The 18648-nt window shown below is 47.1% G+C and carries 18 protein-coding genes and 1 pseudogene; 11 read left to right on the top strand and 8 right to left on the bottom strand.

Annotated elements, in window-relative coordinates; translation table 11 throughout:
• Positions 1-264: 264 nt before the first annotated feature.
• Positions 265-528, top strand: a complete 264-nt coding sequence (locus tag LJ740_RS08510; protein ID WP_229528646.1) for a hypothetical protein — start codon at positions 265-267, stop codon at positions 526-528.
• A gap of 112 nt (positions 529-640) precedes the next feature.
• Positions 641-1018 (top strand): hypothetical protein, encoded by a 378-nt coding sequence (locus LJ740_RS08505; protein ID WP_229528645.1) that lies wholly within the window; start codon positions 641-643, stop codon positions 1016-1018.
• A gap of 76 nt (positions 1019-1094) precedes the next feature.
• Here the strand turns inward: LJ740_RS08505 and lpdA are convergent, their stop codons facing one another.
• From lpdA to ampD, 6 genes are all read right to left on the bottom strand, one after another.
• The gene (gene lpdA / locus LJ740_RS08500; RefSeq protein WP_229528644.1) at positions 1095-2519 is read right to left on the bottom strand and encodes a dihydrolipoyl dehydrogenase; all 1425 of its coding nucleotides are present in this window, start codon (positions 2517-2519) and stop codon (positions 1095-1097) included.
• 198 nt (positions 2520-2717) lie between these two features.
• Complete coding sequence (aceF, locus tag LJ740_RS08495) at positions 2718-4703, bottom strand: dihydrolipoyllysine-residue acetyltransferase (RefSeq protein WP_229528902.1); 1986 nt, start codon at positions 4701-4703, stop codon at positions 2718-2720.
• Between the two features lie 12 nt (positions 4704-4715).
• A complete protein-coding gene (aceE, locus tag LJ740_RS08490) occupies positions 4716-7388 on the bottom strand; it encodes a pyruvate dehydrogenase (acetyl-transferring), homodimeric type (RefSeq protein WP_229528643.1) in 2673 nt (890 codons plus the stop codon).
• A 101-nt stretch (positions 7389-7489) separates the two neighbouring features.
• The gene (gene pdhR, locus LJ740_RS08485; protein ID WP_229528642.1) at positions 7490-8257 is read right to left on the bottom strand and encodes a pyruvate dehydrogenase complex transcriptional repressor PdhR; all 768 of its coding nucleotides are present in this window, start codon (positions 8255-8257) and stop codon (positions 7490-7492) included.
• 228 nt (positions 8258-8485) lie between these two features.
• On the bottom strand, positions 8486-9304 hold the full coding sequence (gene ampE, locus LJ740_RS08480; protein ID WP_229528641.1) for a beta-lactamase regulator AmpE: 819 nt from the start codon (positions 9302-9304) through the stop codon (positions 8486-8488).
• A gap of 13 nt (positions 9305-9317) precedes the next feature.
• Complete coding sequence (gene ampD, locus LJ740_RS08475) at positions 9318-9863, bottom strand: 1,6-anhydro-N-acetylmuramyl-L-alanine amidase AmpD (protein ID WP_229528640.1); 546 nt, start codon at positions 9861-9863, stop codon at positions 9318-9320.
• A gap of 160 nt (positions 9864-10023) precedes the next feature.
• Here ampD and LJ740_RS08470 point away from each other — a divergent pair, with 160 nt between their 5' ends.
• The 8 genes from LJ740_RS08470 (at position 10024) to yacG (ending at position 16122) form a co-directional block, all read left to right on the top strand.
• Positions 10024-10500 carry a retropepsin-like aspartic protease family protein gene (locus LJ740_RS08470; protein WP_229528901.1) on the top strand — a complete coding sequence of 159 codons (477 nt, stop codon included), beginning with the start codon at positions 10024-10026 and terminating at the stop codon, positions 10498-10500.
• 88 nt (positions 10501-10588) lie between these two features.
• Positions 10589-11509: a carboxylating nicotinate-nucleotide diphosphorylase gene (nadC, locus tag LJ740_RS08465; RefSeq protein ID WP_229528639.1), complete on the top strand. Its 921-nt coding sequence runs from the start codon at positions 10589-10591 to the stop codon at positions 11507-11509.
• A 293-nt stretch (positions 11510-11802) separates the two neighbouring features.
• Entirely contained in the window at positions 11803-12231 is a 429-nt protein-coding gene (locus tag LJ740_RS08460; RefSeq protein WP_229528638.1) for a pilin, read from the top strand.
• 97 nt (positions 12232-12328) lie between these two features.
• On the top strand, positions 12329-13543 hold the full coding sequence (locus tag LJ740_RS08455) for a type II secretion system F family protein (RefSeq protein WP_229528637.1): 1215 nt from the start codon (positions 12329-12331) through the stop codon (positions 13541-13543).
• Between the two features lie 34 nt (positions 13544-13577).
• On the top strand, positions 13578-14462 hold the full coding sequence (locus LJ740_RS08450) for a prepilin peptidase (protein ID WP_229528636.1): 885 nt from the start codon (positions 13578-13580) through the stop codon (positions 14460-14462).
• Positions 14462-15091, top strand: coding sequence for a dephospho-CoA kinase (coaE, locus tag LJ740_RS08445; RefSeq protein ID WP_229528635.1), 630 nt, complete (start codon positions 14462-14464; stop codon positions 15089-15091). The genes LJ740_RS08450 and coaE overlap by 1 nt, the downstream gene beginning before the upstream one ends.
• Positions 15092-15119: 28 nt before the next feature.
• Positions 15120-15872 (top strand): cell division protein ZapD, encoded by a 753-nt coding sequence (zapD, locus tag LJ740_RS08440; RefSeq protein ID WP_229528634.1) that lies wholly within the window; start codon positions 15120-15122, stop codon positions 15870-15872.
• A 34-nt stretch (positions 15873-15906) separates the two neighbouring features.
• Entirely contained in the window at positions 15907-16122 is a 216-nt protein-coding gene (gene yacG, locus LJ740_RS08435; protein WP_229528633.1) for a DNA gyrase inhibitor YacG, read from the top strand.
• Positions 16123-16164: 42 nt separating this feature from the next.
• Here the strand turns inward: yacG and LJ740_RS23425 are convergent.
• Positions 16165-16233: pseudogene (locus LJ740_RS23425) on the bottom strand (hypothetical protein); the annotation flags it as partial.
• A 670-nt stretch (positions 16234-16903) separates the two neighbouring features.
• Positions 16904-17581, bottom strand: a complete 678-nt coding sequence (locus LJ740_RS08430; protein WP_229528632.1) for a hypothetical protein — start codon at positions 17579-17581, stop codon at positions 16904-16906.
• Between the two features lie 260 nt (positions 17582-17841).
• Here LJ740_RS08430 and LJ740_RS08425 point away from each other — a divergent pair, with 260 nt between their 5' ends.
• Entirely contained in the window at positions 17842-18639 is a 798-nt protein-coding gene (locus tag LJ740_RS08425; RefSeq protein ID WP_229528631.1) for a bestrophin-like domain, read from the top strand.
• The last annotated feature ends 9 nt before the right edge of the window (positions 18640-18648 follow it).

Below are 18648 nucleotides of genomic sequence, written 5' to 3'. Positions count from 1 at the left end.
CAACATTTTTTTTGTTGCAATGGGTACAGCGGGTTTTACCACTGAACCTGGGTGAGCCTTTTGATAAATCCAGAAACACAATCGATTAGGTAAGTTGATTACAATATTAAAAATATACCGCAAGCACAGTCATCACCAGAGTGAGCGATTGCAGCCATAGCCTGTAAGACTTTTCGGACATTTATGTGAGATCAACGAATAAGTATTTAAAAGGTAATATATTTATGCGAACATGCGTTTTCTTGTCCTTTGTGCAGTATTTTTATGGAAAGAACCCCCTCCGCCACTGAAAGCCTCAATGAATTATCGTTCGAACTGGGATGTATGGTAATACTTACCTTTGTGCTTGGTATCGCTACCGGTTTGCTTATCTGGGGGATAAACGTTGCTGATTTTGTTCAGTTTAACGCTACATCTGTGTTACTAAGTACATTTGCATCAGCCCTGACAATTGGCCTTTATTTTTACATCAGTTACGCCCGTGCCATTTTCAAAAGTCTGAAAAGCGTTACAATTCAGGGTAACTAATCCGGTAGTTTGTTTATAACGAGCGCGGTGTTTTGCGACACGCCGATTTCTTCAGGTATAGCTTCGGGCATGATCTGCTCTTGGTTTAGCAACAACGGCACATGAGTTCAGTGTGAATTATTTTTTTCTATACAATTTTTTATTCAGCATTACAGTGTTCTATTTACCGCTGTCTCGTTTCTCATTTTCTGAAGAAAGTACGATTAACCTGAGCATTAACTTCTTAATTTTTGTTGCGATCACGACCATGGTGTATTTCAGAGGCAGATATGCAGTGAAAGTTAAAGACGGCTCACTGTATTGCTATAATTTTCCGTTTTTGAGCAAGTTCCCATGTGAAGAAATAAAAGAAATGACGTTAAGTAACAAAAACGTCAGGCTGAAACTGAAGGCTAAAGAAGTTGATATAGATTATTTTTTCGGGATTCAACATGCCATTCACACCGATGTTTTGCAGCTCAACGTAGCAACTGAATTCACCAAAAATTAGCGTTTAACTACCCGATTGCATTAAACAAAAAAGGCCGCTTGCGCGACCTTTTAAAAGTTCAACACGCTGTGGTTAATTACTTCTTCTTTTTTGCCTTTGGATTTGGCAAATCAGTAATAGAACCTTCGTACATTTCTGCCGCCAGGCCGATAGACTCATTCAGCGTTGGGTGAGCATGGATAGTCAATGCGATATCTTCCGCATCTGCACCCATTTCAACCGCAAGGCCGATTTCGCCCAGCATTTCACCGGCGTTGATACCAATCATGGCACCACCTAATACGCGATGTGTGTCTTTATCGAAGATCAACTTAGTCATACCTTCGGTACGACCAGAAGCAATCGCACGACCAGAAGCCGCCCACGGGAATGTCGCTGTTTCTACTTTTAAGCCCTGTTCTTTCGCTTCTTTCTCGGTAACACCTACCCAGGCAACTTCCGGATCCGTGTAAGCCACTGAAGGAATGCAGCGCGGATCGAAGTAATGCTTCATACCAGAGATAACTTCAGCAGCCACGTGGCCTTCATGCACCGCTTTGTGAGCCAGCATTGGTTGGCCAACCAGGTCACCAATGGCATAGATGTTATTTACGTTAGTACGCAGTTGCTTATCAACGTTAATAAAGCCACGATCATCAACGTTTACACCGGCTTTATCAGCGTCAACCAGCTTGCCATTTGGACGACGGCCAACCGCTACCAACACTTTGTCGTAACGCACTGGCTCTTTAGGTGCCTGCTTGCCTTCAAAGGTAACATATAAGCCATCATCTTTAGCTTCTACAGCAGTCACTTTGGTTTCCAGCATTACGTTGAACTTATCTTTAACGTACTTCTGATAAACCTTGATAATATCTTTGTCGGCAGCCGGGATAAGCTGGTCAAGGAACTCAACCACGTCAATTTCGCTACCCAGCGCGCGATATACCGTACCCATTTCCAGACCGATAATACCACCACCTAACACCAGCATCTTGCCTGGGATGTCTTGCATCTCCAGCGCACCGGTTGAATCAATGACGCGAGGATCATCATGTGGGATGAATGGTAAAGTAACCGGCTCAGAACCTGCGGCAATAATGGCGTTGTCGAAGTTAATCGTGGTGACACCGTCTTTGCCGTCAACCACCAGGGTGTTGCTACCAGTAAACTTGCCATAACCCTGAACATGTTTAACTTTACGCATTTTCGACATGCCAGACAGGCCTTTGGTCAGCTGTCCGATAACACTGTCTTTCCAGCCACGAACCTTATCCAGATCGATTTGAGGCTCGCCAAAAGTCACACCATGAGCGGCCATTTCTTTGGCATCATCAATAACTTTCGCAACGTGCAATAAGGCTTTAGAAGGGATACAGCCCACGTTCAGACAAACACCACCCAGGGTGTCGCGCGCGTCTACAAGAATGGTTTCGATGCCTAAGTCTGCTGCACGGAATGCCGCAGAGTAACCGCCAGGACCGGCGCCCAGCACTACCAGCTGAGTTTTAATTTCGCTCATGATGACCTCAAAATTGTGTATTTGGTTGTTCTATCTTGTTCTGCTGCATTAACTGAGGGCAGCAAATAACTCTTTGTTCTTGTGGCCTTTCACCCTTTTTCAATGAGGCTTAAGCCATAACTCGGGTACAAACGCCGCAAGTGTAAACAGCAAATGCCATAAAGGCAAAGGCAGGAAGTGATTCCTGCCAATTTCTGTTTACATAACCAGGCGACGGATGTCGCTAAGTACCTCAGACAGGTGCACCGCAAAGCGGGCCGCCAGGGCACCGTCGATAACCCGGTGGTCGTAAGACAAAGATAACGGCAAGGTTAACCTTGGCTCAAACTCTTTACCATTCCACTTGGGTTTCATATCGCTTTTCGATACACCCAATATGGCGACTTCTGGCGCATTTACAATAGGCGTAAACGCGGTACCGCCAATCCCGCCTAAGCTGGAAATGGTGAAACATCCACCCTGCATATCAGCCGCCTTCAACTTACCGTCGCGGGCTTTTTGGCTGATTTCCATCAATTCACGCGAAATTTCAATCACGCCCTTTTTGTCCACATCACGCACAACGGGTACCACCAAACCATTAGGCGTGTCTACCGCAATACCAATATGCACATACTTTTTCAGAATCAGGGCTTCACCCGACTCTGACAAAGAGGAGTTAAAGGTTGGGTATTCCAGCAAGGCACTGGCAGCCGCTTTCATGATAAAAACCAGTGGGGTGATTTTCACGCCCAGCTTTCTTTTCTCATTGATGGCATTCTGCTCTTTGCGGAAAGCTTCCAGATCGGTGATATCCGCATCTTCAAATTGTGTAACATGCGGGATAGTGACCCAGTTGCGATGCAGATTGGGACCAGAAAGCTTCTGAATACGGGTTAATGCCTGCTCTTCGATTTCACCAAACTTGCTGAAATCGACTTTAGGCTGTGCCAGTACCTGTAAACCGCCTGCGCCTGCTGCCGTCGAGCTGGCTGCATTAGCTTTAGGACGAGACAATTCATACTTCACATAAGACTGTACGTCTTCTTTCAGAATACGACCTTTGCGCCCTGACCCTGACACCTGAGTCAGGTCTACGCCAAATTCACGCGCTAAGCGGCGAATAGAAGGCGAAGCATAGACGCTACCCGACTTCGGCTTTTCACCGGCAGACGGATGATGTGGCACTGGTGGTGCTTTAGGCGCAGGAGCCGCAGGTGACGGGGCCGGTGCCTGAGCTTTCGCCGCTGGCGCTGGCTCACTTTTTGCAGCTGGCGTTTCGCCAGCTACTTCCAGCATGATCACCGGTGAGCCTTTGCTCACCTTATCACCGGTTTTCACCAGCATTTCTTTTACCACACCGGCTTTAGGCGAAGGCACATCCATGGTGGCTTTGTCGGTTTCCAGAGTGATTAAGCCGGTTTCGGCATCAATACTGTCTCCGACACTAACCAGCACTTCGATAACGTCAACATCGGCTGCATCACCGATATCAGGAACAGAGACTTCTATCACGCTGCTGCCTGATGCTGCGGCCGCAGGTTCTGCTTCCGCTTCAGGTGCAGGTGCTGCAGCAGACTCTTCACTGGCAGAGCCACCGTCGCTGGTCTCCAGTAACAGCACCAGACTGCCTTTAGAAACTTTGTCACCTACATTAATTCTAAGTTCTTTCACTACACCAGATTTAGGTGCAGGAACATCCATGGTGGCTTTGTCGGTTTCCAGCGTGATCAGGCCGTCTTCAGCTTCAACGCTATCACCGGCTTTCACCAGTATTTCAATCACATCAACATCGGAAGCATCGCCAATATCAGGGACTGTTACCTCAATAACACTGCCACCAGAAGCAGGTTTAGCTGCCTCGGTTTCGCTTTTTTCTGCTTCTGCAGGAGCTGGAGTCGGTGCTTGTTCAGCCTTCTCCGAAGATTCTTCTGATTTAGCGTCTTCGGTATTCGCATCTTCTGAATCCGCTGATTCCATTTTCATAATCAGCTTATCCTGCCCCACCTTATCACCTACAGCCACCAGAATTTCGGTGATCTTACCGGCAAAAGGCGCGGGAATGTCCATGCTGGCTTTGTCACTTTCTACAGTGATCAGCGAATCTTCAGCTTCTACACTGTCGCCAACACTGACACAGACTTCAATAACTTCGACTTCTTCGCCGCCCACATCCGGGACTAAAACATCATTGCTCATTGCTATTCTCCCGTTTGTTTACGCGTTCAGCGGATTAATTTTGTCAGAGGAAATACCAAACTTGTCGATAGCACCGGTGACCACTTTGGCGTCGATGTCGCCCGCTTTGAGCAACTCAGATAAGGCTGCAAGCACCACGAATTTCGCGTCTACCTCAAAGTGGTTACGCAGGTTGGCACGACTGTCTGAACGACCAAAACCATCGGTGCCCAACACTTTATACGCACCTGGTACATAGGCACGAATTTGCTCAGCAAAGGACTTCATGTAGTCCGTTGCAGCGATAGTCGGACCTTTCACACCGGCTTCCAGTACTTCGGTAACGTACGCTTTTTTCGCTTCAGCAGTTGGATTCAGCATGTTCAGGCGTTCAACGTCTTGTCCGTCGCGGCCCAGGTTGTTGAAAGAAGTCACACTGTACACTTCTGAGGTAACACCAAAATCCTCTGCCAGCATAGTGGCGGCTTCGCGCACCTGCTCCAGGATAGTACCGCAACCTAACAGCTTCACTGACAATTTAGACTTTTTAGCTTCCACCGTATCCAACTTGTAGATACCTTTGACTATGCCTTCTTCAACACCGTCTGGCATCGCCGGTTGTACATAGTTTTCGTTCATTACCGTAATGTAATAGAACACGTTTTCCTGTTCCTGGAACATGCGACGCATACCGTCCTGTACCACCACAGCTACTTCGTAACCATAGGTAGGATCGTAAGTGATACAGTTGGGAATCGTATTCGCCTGAACATGGGAATGACCATCCTGATGCTGTAAACCTTCACCATTTAGTGTGGTACGCCCAGCCGTGCCACCTACCAGGAAGCCACGGGCCTGTGAATCACCAGCCGCCCATGCCAAGTCGCCAATACGTTGGAAACCGAACATGGAGTAGTAAATATAAACCGGGATCATTGGCAGGTCGTTGATAGAATAAGACGTGCCTGCGGCTAACCAGGAAGCCATGGAACCTAATTCATTAATACCTTCCTGCAGCACCTGACCTTTTTTGTCTTCGCGGTAATAAGCAACCTGATCAGAATCCTGGGGCTCGTATTTCTGCCCTTCGTGGGCATAAATACCCACCTGACGGAACAAACCTTCCATACCAAAAGTACGGGCTTCATCAGGAATAATAGGTACTACACGCTTGCCGACTTTTTTGTCTTTCAGCATGGCAGTAAGTACTCGTACAAACGCCATGGTAGTGGAGATTTCACGACCATTGGAGCCTTTAAGAACGGCATCAAAAGCACTCAACGGCGGCGCTTCAAGTGTTTCAGAGCTTTGCGGCAAACGCTTGGGCATGTAGCCGTTCAACGACTCGCGACGAGCGCGCAGATAGCGCATTTCCTCGCTGTCCTCTGCGAATTTATAGTAAGGCAGATCAGCCAGTTGTTCATCAGCCACAGGAATATTAAAGCGATCGCGGTATTCTTTGATTGCTCCTGTATCCATTTTCTTCACGTTGTGGGCGATGTTCTTACCTTCACCAGCGGTACCCATGCCGTAACCTTTTACGGTTTTAGCCAGGATCACCTGAGGGCGGCCTTTGGTCTTAGTCGCCTTGTCATAGGCAGCGTATACCTTCACCGGATCGTGACCACCGCGGTTCAGACGCCAGATGTCGTCATCTGACATGTTAGCGACCATTTCTTTTAATTCGGGATATTTACCGAAGAATTTCTCACGGGTGTAGGCGCCGCCTTTGGCTTTGAAGTTCTGATATTCACCGTCAACGGTTTCCATCATCAGATCCATCAATTTACCGGAAGTATCGCGCGCTAACAGTGGATCCCAGTAACGGCCCCAAATCACTTTAATGACTTCCCAGCCGGCACCGCGGAATGTGCCTTCCAGTTCCTGAATGATTTTGCCATTACCACGTACCGGACCATCCAGACGCTGCAGGTTACAGTTGATAACAAAAGTCAGGTTATCCAGGCCTTCGCGAGCGGCCAAACCAATAGCTCCCAGGGATTCAGGCTCATCAACTTCACCATCACCCATAAAGCACCATACACGCTGGTCAGAACAGTCTTTCAAACCACGATCAGTTAAATATTGTAGGAATCGTGCCAGATAAATGGCCTGCATTGGGCCAAGGCCCATAGAGACAGTGGGGAACTGCCAATAGTCTGGCATTAGTTTCGGGTGCGGATAAGAAGACAAACCTTCGCCATTCGCTTCCTGACGGAAGTTGTTTAGCTGGTCTTCAGACAAGCGACCTTCGATGTAAGAACGGGCATAAATACCAGGTGCGGAGTGGCCCTGTACAAACAAGTAATCGCCGCCGCCGTTATCACCCGGGGCACGGAAGAAGTGGTTAAAACCAACATCATAAAGCATCGCTGAAGATTGGAAACTGGAGATATGACCACCTAATTCCAAATCCTTTTTAGACCCTCTCAATACCATCATCATGGCATTCCAGCGGATCACGTTTCGGATTTTAGTTTCCATAGTCTGGTCACCCGGCATTGTGGGTTCCTGACCAGCGGGAATGGAATTAATATACGCGGTGGTGGATTTATGAGGTAAATGAACGCCACTGCGGCGTGCTTTATCAATCAAAGATTCCAGCAGGAAATGAGCGCGATCTGCGCCTTCTTCTTCCATTACTGCATTGAGTGCGTCTAACCATTCTTGCGTTTCTTGTGGGTCCAAGTCTGGTTGCATCGTATCAGCCATGCTGTGTTCCTATGTTTGTCGTTTTAACCTGAGCAAGCGCCAATTTGAGTTGGTACTTACCATAATAAAAAGGATGAACCGCTAACAATTCATCCTGTAAACTAGTGTGAGCGTTTGCCCCCAACCTCAATACGGCGCAAAGCGCGCTGCATTTGAGTATCCTCTGAATTAATTTCCAGAAGCGTTTTTTCAATAAAGGCCAGATGCTCATTACTGGCCTGTCTGGCCAGCTCCGGATTACCGGAAACAATCGCGGCCACAATTTGTTTTCGTTGCTGATGTATCTGCTGATACTCATCAGGGCGTTTACGCAATAACGCCAGGTTGCCCTCTATATTGTCTTTCAACACATCCAGTAAATTACCCATGATGTGCAGTAATACGACATTGTGAGAACCTTTAGCCATACACAGATAAAATTCCACCAGTGATTCAGCCTGCTTTTCAACGCAATCGTCTTTATACGCCACCTCAGTGCGGGTCAACGCCTGATTCAACGCCAGAAAGTCACCTTCATCACCGCGCAACGCAGCATAGTAGGCGGCCATGCCTTCCAGCGCATGCCGAAACTCCAGCAAGTCAAACTGACTCTCCGGATAGGTAGCAATAAGTTGCATCAATGGATCAGTCACCTTTGGTGCTAATTTATCACTGACCCAGGTACCGCCACCTTGTTTGCGCAACAGTAACCCTTTTGCTTCCAGCTTTTGTATTGCCTCACGCAGTGAGGGTCTGGAAACATTAAACTCTTCAGCCAGTTGACGTTCAGGAGGCAGTTTTTGACCGGCCAGGAATTGACCTTCCAACAACATGGCTTCTAATCGTTCAACAATAATGTCAGACAATTTTTTATTTTGAATTTTTTGCATCTGCTTCTGCTGGGTCGAATTAAATCAACCTGAAATTTTCAGCTTAATAAATAGGTAAATTGGTCTTACCAATTTATGAAGGATATCGAATATGACTCGTCAGGTAAAGCCAATACCACCTTCGGATTACATAGTTGTAGTCGTTAAATGCTAAAAAGGCCACGTATTACGTGGCCTTTTTAAGGTTATCAGTGCTGGTCTGACCTCGATTCAATGGTTATTTTTCAATCAACTTATCCAGCCACTTAAGGTCAGTACCACTGTTACGGCCAACAACAACATCATATTGCGCTTTGCCAGGCGCAGCATGGTACAGGGTTCTTCTGTACAATCCTGGTTATCCGGCTCAACTTCTTCACTGGATTTTGCCACCTGGGTGACGATCTCCTTAGCGCTAATGGTGACATCTAACAGGTATCTGGAAAACGCTTTAACGCCTTGTGTAAAATGCCCCACCAGTAAAAAGCCACAGGCAGACAGACGCGCCGGTATCCAGTCTAATATAGTCAGTACACGCGCAGCAGAATGTCGCGAAGCTTCATCCGGTGCCTGACTTTCCACTATACGGGCTGTCAAATACAGCACGGCCCCGGTACCCCCTAAGATTAAAAACCACACTGCAATGGCAAAATAATAGCGAAAATTAATCCATACCATGTGCTGACCAAACGAAGTCCCGGTGTCAGGCTGGTATTTCAGTTCATCAGCAAACAAATCTCTGGCAGCAAAGTCGCCACGATTAGACGCCTGCAAATAGCCTTTGTACTTATCGCGGATATGCGGACAACCCACGGCAACAAACAAAATCGCCAGATTACACAGCAAAATTAGCAACGAACTGTCCAGATACTGAAACAGTGCCCAGGCCAACAACGTAGGAATAGCAACAGCGAGGTAGGATTGCCAGGGTTTATCCGGTGAATACAACCATTGACTGGATTTCATAAAATCCAGATAGGGTAGCATATAGGTTTCACTGCGCCAGATATCAGATTTAGTGGTCAATCTGTCCAATGCGAGCACGAGCAGTAAACTGATCAGGGTCATAAAGTTTCTCTAGTTATTTTTCCAAAGCCTGGCGGTAGTAGCCCCAATCAAAGGCTTCTCCGGGATCGGTTTTCCGGCCAAAGGCAATATCATTATGCCCTACTATACGCGCTAAGTTAATCTCTGGATATTGGACCATTAGCGCTTTAGTGAGTTGCACCAGGGCGTCGTATTGCGCTGCAGTATAGGGGAGATGATCAGTGCCTTCCATTTCCACGCCAATGCTAAAATCGTTACAGCGAGGTTGTCCCTGAAAGACCGACACGCCGGCATGCCAGGCGCGCTCATCAAAAGACACAAACTGACAGATTCGGCCGGTGCGTTCGATAAAACAATGCGCAGAAACCCGCATCTGGTAAATCTCCCGAAAGAACTCGTGTTGCTCAGGATTGAGTTGCCCCATAAAAAACGGCGCCACATACCCCTGGCCAAACTCTCCCGGAGGAAGGCTGATATTGTGGATCACCAGCAAAGTGGGCTTGATACCATCAGGCCTTTGATCACAATGAGCGGTTTTATAGTGGCTGACCTGCTGAATCCAGCCATCAGATATTTTCAATACTTTCACTCCGAGACGTTATGCTCAACAATTATTACACGTTTTTTTTGGAAAAAAGGCCCGGTTTTGATAGTTTTCTTTCGGAGACATAACAAAGGGTGTCAGGAGTAAGCGATTGTCCAGCGAAAATCATAACAGTACCTCAAAATTTGGCACAGCCATGTTCATATTGGCCTGGATAGCGGGTCTTGGCCTGGTAAGTGTGCTGTTTGAAGAGTCATTAATGGCGCAATTCAACCCGAATGAGGCACCTGAATCTCGCTACGAAAACGGCAGACCAACAGTGGTACTAAAACGCAACCGATATGGCCACTATGTGGCGACGGGTCTCATTAATCAGCAGGAAGTGGTGTTTCTGGTGGATACCGGCGCTACCAATGTCTCAATTCCTGCGAATATCGCTGAACAACTCAACCTGAAACCCGGCGCGCCAGCCAGAAGCCAAACCGCTAACGGCACGGTCACCGTGTATCGCACCCAAATTCCTTCGCTGCAGATCGGCAACATTTTGCTGAGCAACGTGTCGGGTAATATCAACCCCGGCATGGAAGGCCCTGAGATTTTATTGGGTATGAGCGTACTTAAACAGTTAGAATTTACACAACGTGAAGACATCCTGACCATTCGTCCGTTATAATTGCAAATTCAGTAAACCAATGAGGTCGCTTTCATCTGTTTGCTGACTTTGATGTACCCATTCTGCTAGTCTATTTATCGGTATTTGCATGAGCCAACAACAATCTTTACTCAACGACGAAATTTATCATTCTGTCATCACCAGCTTATGTCAGGACCTGGGAATATTTGCGTCTGAGTTTTTTCAACAGGGACTACCGGCGCCAGAGCAGGCCAAAAAAGTCTTGCGGGCGGCGTTGCAACGAGATGTAACGGCCAACCTGATTGAACCAGATGAACGCGACAGTGCTTCGGTGATCTGTAAAGAGGCTTGTGTTTTCGTTGGAAAACAATGGGTCGAAACCACCTTTACTCTGCTGGCAGATGATATAACCCTGACCTGGCATACTCATGATGGACAACATCATCAGGCGGGCGATACCTTATTTTCCCTGCAGGGCAATACCCGGGCGATTTTGACCGGAGAGCGTACAGCCCTAAATTTTGCACAAACCCTGTCTGCGACCGCTACAACCGTCAATCACTATGCCCGGATACTGGACACCTATAAAACCCAAATTCTGGATACCCGAAAAACCCTGCCCGGATTGCGCTATGGGCAAAAATACGCCGTTACCTGCGGCGGCGGTGCTAATCATCGAATTGGTTTGTATGACCGCTTTCTCATCAAAGAAAACCACATTATGGGGTGTGGCTCCATTTCTGCCGCCATTCAAAAAGCCCGTCAAATGCACAGCGATTTACTGGTAGAAGTGGAGGTTGAATCGTTAACTGAGTTGCAGGAAGCGCTGCACGCCGGTGCCGACATTATCATGTTGGACAACTTCAGTTTAAGTGACGTAATAACCGCTGTGGCCATCAACAAGGGACAGTCTAAATTAGAAGTATCGGGCAATGTTGAGGCATCCCACCTTACTGAAATCGCCGAAACCGGGGTAGATTTTGTCTCTTCAGGTGCTATCACCAAAAATATTCGCGCCATCGATCTTTCGCTGAGGCTCCACAATTAACTGTTTTCCTTCAAATTAGCGCAAAATAGTTGTGAACAGTTTCACATACCTGCCGCATTTTCGGACTAAAAAACCACGTTTGAGAATCAGTTATCAAAATACATGCTTTATCAAGTGGTTTTTTGTGTCTAATCTTGTCATTACAAACTAAATAGCGGAAAGCGAACTTGCCCAATGCAAATTGCCTTCTATACTGAGTTTGGAAAGTCGGCTTTTTGTTGTAAATCCAATAAATAGCGACTTAACTATAAGCTAACAACAATGCCGCATAATTGCGCAACTGGAGATAGAAAATGAATCAAGTTAAAAACAACCAAAAAGGTTTTACGTTGATAGAACTGATGATTGTTGTCGCAATTATCGGTATCCTGGCAGCGATTGCACTACCTGCATATCAAAGCTACTCTGCCCGTGCTTCATTTAGTGAAGTCATATCCGCCGCCAGCCCGGCAAAAACGGCGGTTGAAGTTTGTGTGCAAACCGGCTCACCTGCAGACTGCTCAGGCCTGACAGTGCAAGCTGGCTGGACAGCTTCTGCACTGGTAAACACTATTGCCTTTGGTGGCAGTGAAGCTGACGGTTACACCATTACAGTCACCCCGGCAGCGGGCGTTGTTTCAGGTGTTACAGCAACGGAAACTTATGTTCTGACGGGTACTGTGGCAGCCGGTGCAGTAACCTGGGCTCAGTCCGGTGGTTGTCAGGCTGCTGGTTTATGCTAAGCCTCTGATATTGATACAAAAGCCCGGTGAAAACTGGGCTTTTTACGTTAGAGCGTATTGCACCTTCATTTCGTAACAGGATACTCCACTTAAGATTATGGCAGCCAAAGAAGCAGGTAAAATTGAATTCGTCTGGTCGGGGAAAAACAAAAAAGGACAAACCATCAAGGGAGAATTTGTCGCCGACTCACTCAACGAAGCCAAATCTATTTTACGCCGGCGTGGCATTTCAATTTCAAAAATAAAAAAAGCACCCAAACCGCTACTGGGCGGCGCCAAAATTGAAGCACTCGATATATGTAACGTATCCAGGCAAATAGCCACCATGCTGACAGCCGGGGTCACCTTGATTCAAACCCTGGAAATGATTGGTCAGGGACACGACAAAGCCCCAATGCGCAAGATGCTGGGGCACATCACCGCCGAAGTACAATCAGGTAACCCCCTGTCTTCCTCATTGCGAAAATACCCGGATTATTTTGATGACCTGTACTGTGACCTGGTGAAAACCGGAGAACAGTCCGGTGCACTGGAAGACATCTACGATCGCATTGCTACTTACAAGGAAAAAGCAGAAGCCCTGAAATCAAAAATCAAAAAGGCCATGTTTTATCCGGTTGCGGTTGTTGTTGTGGCATTTGTCGTGACCACCATATTACTGGTTTTCGTGGTACCGCAGTTTGAGGAGATTTTTGCCGGATTTGGCGCGGAACTCCCCCCCTTTACTCAATTCGTATTGAATATTTCAAATTTCGTACAGAACAATGGCCCCTTTATCGCCATAGGGATGATTGCCTTTGCTATTGCCTTTAAACGCGCCTACAAAAACTCTCAAAAACTGCGGGACACTTTAGATGCAAAATTACTCAAGGTACCGGTAATTGGTGAAATATTAGTAAAAGCATCCATCGCCCGTTTTACCAGAACCCTATCCACCACGTTTGCTGCGGGGGTGCCACTGATTGAAGCGCTGGAATCGGCCGCAGGTGCCGCAGGCAACGCAGTTTATCGGGATGCCATTCGCTACATGAAGTCTGAGGTCGCAGGCGGTGAACAAATGAACATCGCCATGCGCTCAACCAATGTGTTCCCGCCTATGGTGGTGCAAATGGTGGCCATCGGTGAAGAATCGGGTTCTGTGGATGCCATGCTGGGTAAAATTGCCACAATATACGAGCGTGAAGTGGATGATATGGTGGACGGTTTAACCTCTTTATTAGAACCCATCATCATGGCCGTGCTTGGTGTGGTCATCGGTGGACTCATCGTTGCCATGTATTTACCTATATTCCAACTGGGTATGGTGGTGTAAACTCTGCCTTTCATGCCTAAGAAGAAAAATAATAATGGAAAATCTGTTACTCGTATTTGATGTCTACCCCTGGCTGTTTTACGTCGTCGTGTTGTTTGTTGGTCTGACAGTGGGCAGTTTTCTCAATGTGGTGATTTATCGCTTACCTGTGATGATGGAACGAGATTTCAGGTGCGCTTGCGAAGAGCATTTTCAAACCGATATAGCCGTGTCTGACAAAGCGGCACTGCCGCAAAGATTTAATCTTGCGGTACCGGCTTCAACCTGCCCTGCCTGTGGCCACAAGATTCGCGCATGGGAAAATATCCCGGTACTCAGCTGGATTGCGTTAAAAGCCAAATGCAGTCAATGCCAGACCCCCATTTCCGTGCGCTACCCGGCCATCGAAGCCCTAACAGGTCTGTTATCAGTGGCTTTTGCGCTGTACTTCGGACCCGGTGTGCAGTTGTTGTTTGCATTACTATTTTTATGGTGTCTGATTGCGCTGACCTTTATCGATATCGACACTATGCTGTTACCTGATCAAATTACCCTGCCCTTACTGTGGCTGGGCCTGCTGCTCAGTATTGACAATACCTTTGTATCAACCACAGACGCACTTTTAGGGGCCGCGCTGGGTTATTTGAGTTTATGGAGCGTCTACTGGGCGTTTAAATTGCTCACCGGCAAGGAAGGAATGGGTTATGGTGATTTTAAACTCCTGGCCGCGCTTGGCGCCTGGACCGGATATAGTTATTTACCCGTAATCATCATTTTATCGTCGTTTGTCGGCGCACTTATTGGCATTGCCATGATGCTGACCCGGCAATCCGAAAAAGGTCAGGCTATCCCCTTTGGGCCTTATCTGGCTATTGCCGGATTAATCACCTTTTTCTACGGTGACGTTATCGTTAACTTTTACTGGCAACTGATACTCTGATGAGCAACTTTATTGTTGGCCTGACGGGTGGCATAGGGTCGGGTAAAACCACAGTTTCCGACTTGTTTTCACAACACTTTAACATTGACGTTGTCGATGCCGATGTCATTGCCCGGCAGGTAGTGCAACCCGGTACCCCGGCCCTGAGTGCGATCACAGAAAAGTTCGGCCATGCCGTGTTGACCAAAGAGGGTCACCTGGATCGCGCGCAACTGCGGGCGCAAGTGTTTAGCAATACCGAACATAAAAACTGGCTTAACGGGCTTTTGCATCCCCTGATCCGGGCAGAAATGCAATCTCAATGTCTGGCGGCGAAGTCTGCTTATGTAATTTTATCGATCCCCTTGCTGGTAGAGAACCAATTGCAATCCCTGGCGAATCGCGTTTTAGTGGTAGATTGTCCGGAAGAAATACAATTACAACGGGCCAGCCAACGGGACGGGGTTGGAGAAGCGCAAATAAAAAGTATAATGCAGGCACAGGCTGGCAGAAAAGAACGGCTGGCTGTTGCCGATGACGTCCTTGTTAACGATAGCGATACCGGACAATTGCTGACACAGATAGCAAGATTACATAGCCAATATTTAACTTTGGCTGCGGCACATAATGCCACAGCCCCAAAGCAGTAACGAATAATAACCGAATTGAGCCATTTGCATGTCTAACACCGTTTATGAGTTTCCACTCAACGAAAAAGTACGCACATATCTGCGTCTGGAGCAGCTTTTCAAACAGTTGCATTCCGCCAGAGAGTGTTCAGAAGACTGGCAGTTTATTCACTTTTTTGATTGTTATTTTACCCTGCTGGAATTGTTAGAGCGGCTGGACATGCGCACCGATATTCTGAAAGATATCGATAGTCATGAAAAAAATCTGCGCCTCTGGGCACAGCATCCCAAAATCGACAAAGAAGCGCTGGAGTTGGCGCTGCAGCGCATTCTGGAGTTAAAAGCTAAACTGAAAAGCAGCGCCAAAGTAGGTTCGGGTTTGCGCGGTGAGCGCTTTTTGCTCTCAATCAAACAGCGCTTTTCAATCCCCGGGGCGACCTGCAGCTTTGATCTACCCAATCTTCACTACTGGTTAAAACAACCTGAAGCGAATATCAAAGCGGATATCGAGCGCTGGATTGGCGAATTTAGCCTGATCCAGCAAGCCATCGAGATCACCTTGTCCTTTTTACGAGAAAGAGGTCGCTTCGAAGCTGTAGAGGCCATGAAAGGATTCTATCAGGGAGTTGCGGATGACAAAAACGACCTGATCCGTATCCACTGCGGTGCTAACGACAACTATTATCCGACCCTAAGCGGCAATAAATACCGCTATGCTATCCGCTTCATGTTGTTTGAACCTGATGAACTGGGACAGGTATCTGTCGATAAAGCCATCAACTTTAAACTGGCCTGTTGTTAACAGGCATCACTCTTCTAACCTGGTATTCTATTTAATGAAAGTAAACTGCCCTACCTGTCAAACTGAAATTGTGTGGTCCAAAGACAACCAGCACAGACCATTTTGCAGTAAACGCTGTCAACTCATCGACCTGGGTGAATGGGCCGACGAAAGCCACACCATTTCTACCCCCATTACGCAATCCAGTGAAATCAGTATTGATCCTGAAGACATCGAAGAGATGTTGGCTAAACAACAGAATCAGCACTGAAGCCTGGAGACCGTCTAACATTTCCATAGCATCCAGGCGTTCTGCATTTTTACGTATTTCCAGGTGAAGATGAGGGCCGGTGGCCTTGCCGGTGACGCCCACCAGGCCGATAGTCTGCCCTGTGTCCCATTTCCATTAACCGAATAAAAGGGTTAAACCAGGTCAACGCGACAGTCAGTCGCCTTATCACAAAGTCGCTGTAAACCGATGAACTAAATACACAACTGACCAAGCTGCACCACCAGCCCCCGGCATAAATACGCCATAGCAGCAAAACCGAACTATGTGTTGAACTATGCGTTGTAGCTGTTAACTCTGTTTCCGCCGTTGCCGATGCGATTACAGGTATTATCAACGCGGGAAGAGCAGACTGTGTTACTCTGCCCGGTATGGCGCTGAATTCAATCCAGGAGGATACCGGCATGAACGGACAAAGAGCCAAAATCAGCATTGCCCACCAGATATATGTATGTTGTGGATGTCGCTTTACCGACAACGTCCCCTGAGCATTTTTAGCATGGTAAGTTCTGTGCCGTTTGGTTTCATCTTACCCCAGTGTGACATATGTCGCAGAATTACATACAGCGAAGTGCGACACGAGTCGCACTAAAAATAAAATCCGCGGTTGTGGCTCCAGGGATTCCTGACCATGAACACCCAGGCTTATGGGCTTGTTGATAATGGCATAATCGTGCTGCCCGAGACGCAACGAAACCCGCTTGCTTATACCTGGTTTCAACGGGTTTAATAGCCCGGCGACATACTGTTTATCAATGCAGTATTAACACACCATGTTAACTTCCTGATCAATGAGATTTTCCCTCAAGGTCTTATTTCCCCAGGTATCAACATGCCACAAGTTTGCACCATTTCGCCCGTTACAATTAAACCATTGTGTCAATACCAAATAACCGTCATCTACCGCTTTATAGTAATCTGGAAACTCTCCACCGTTAAACATAAAGCGCAATTCATGTGGTCGATCTATATCTCCCAAAAACAGAAGTAAATCCTCCTGATTATCCACGACAGTGACCTGTTCTCCCGTAAGCGCCACCAGATAAATTGCGCACCAGGAAGGCAGGCAACCATAGTCATATCCATACTCACTGAAAGCTTCATTCAGATAAAACAATTGATTTTCAGAAAGCGTTGTTCTTATCGCTCCATCCAATTCATGCCGCACTTCAAAGCGGGGATTGCTGTCCTGGCTATGCTCTGACTGGTACATGCGGATTTCTACGTACTCGGGATCACCTGAAAACTGATAATCCGCCAGCACTGACTCGTTGATTGACGTTAGACTATGGTAGTTTTGCTCAGCGGCCAAATTGTCCAGGTAGGCAGAGATATCTGTCGGGTTACCAGGGGTCTGGCTATTTTCATCTGACGGATTACTTCCACCTGAGCCACAGGCATTCAACAACAACAAAAGACTACAAATTAGCGCACGTTTCACTTTAACACTCCATGTAAGATTAAGGATTAGCGTCACCGCCAGGTGACTAAAATAACCCGTTAGTGACATTGAACATATACAAAGACGGCTAAAGAGGATTTTCATTCCCTGAAAAAGGAAAAAATGAGATATTTTTTACCCCAGGTATGGAACAGATCGTGATACATGTGTTTTATTATTCACGAAGTCCCGAGTTTAACTGGTGAAAGGGCCAATCCGTCCGTAAAATAGGCGTATTCAGCCAGTAACTTAGTCTTGCTATGTCCCACGAGCACACTTCATTTTTATTTGGTTTCAGCAGTATAACTATTGCCAGCGCACTGTTCTTGATTATCATCTTCTGTAATGAGCTGTGCTATCGCATTGGCGTCCTGGTGCAGGCGAGAACTGACGACGAGGTCAAAGCCTTAACAGCCTCGGTGCAGGTGAGCATACTTGGTTTGCTGGCGCTGTTAATAGGGTTTACCTTTAGTATGTCAATGCAACGTTTCGACAACCGCAGTATGGCGTTAATCGACGAAGCCAATGCCATTGGCACCGCCATACTACGAGCGGACCTATTGCCTGCTGAGCAACAAGCCGCCATAAAACCGGTAATGCAAAAATACCTACAGGCCCGCATTGAAATGTCTGGTGTAGACCTGACACTCGCCGAAGACCGGCAGGCCTACAGCCTGCGTATTGCAGCCATCCAGGCAGAACTGTGGTCTCTGGCAATAGCCGCCTCTGAGGCTGACGCGAGGCCCGCCACAACCGGTGCATTCCTGAATTCGTTAAACGAACTGATAGACAGACAAAGTAAGCGCAGTGCACTGTTAAAAGCCCACGTTCCCGAGCCAATATTGTTGTTATTACTTTTTGTGATTGTGGCCTCTATCAGCATGATGGGTTACTCATCGGGGCTGAGTAACAAACGCGTCTTTGTGCCTTTAGCATTAATCTCGTTCTTAATTACCCTGATAGTGTTCATTATCATTGACCTGGACCGGCCTAAACGCGGATTGATCACCGTAGATCAAAGTGCACTGGTAGAATTGCTTCAAAAGGACACAGATTAGGGATAAGAC

The sequence above is a fragment of the Planctobacterium marinum genome (assembly GCF_020687805.1).
GTDB lineage: Bacteria > Pseudomonadota > Gammaproteobacteria > Enterobacterales > Alteromonadaceae > Planctobacterium > Planctobacterium marinum.
This window is presented reverse-complemented; position numbering and strand designations above follow the sequence as displayed.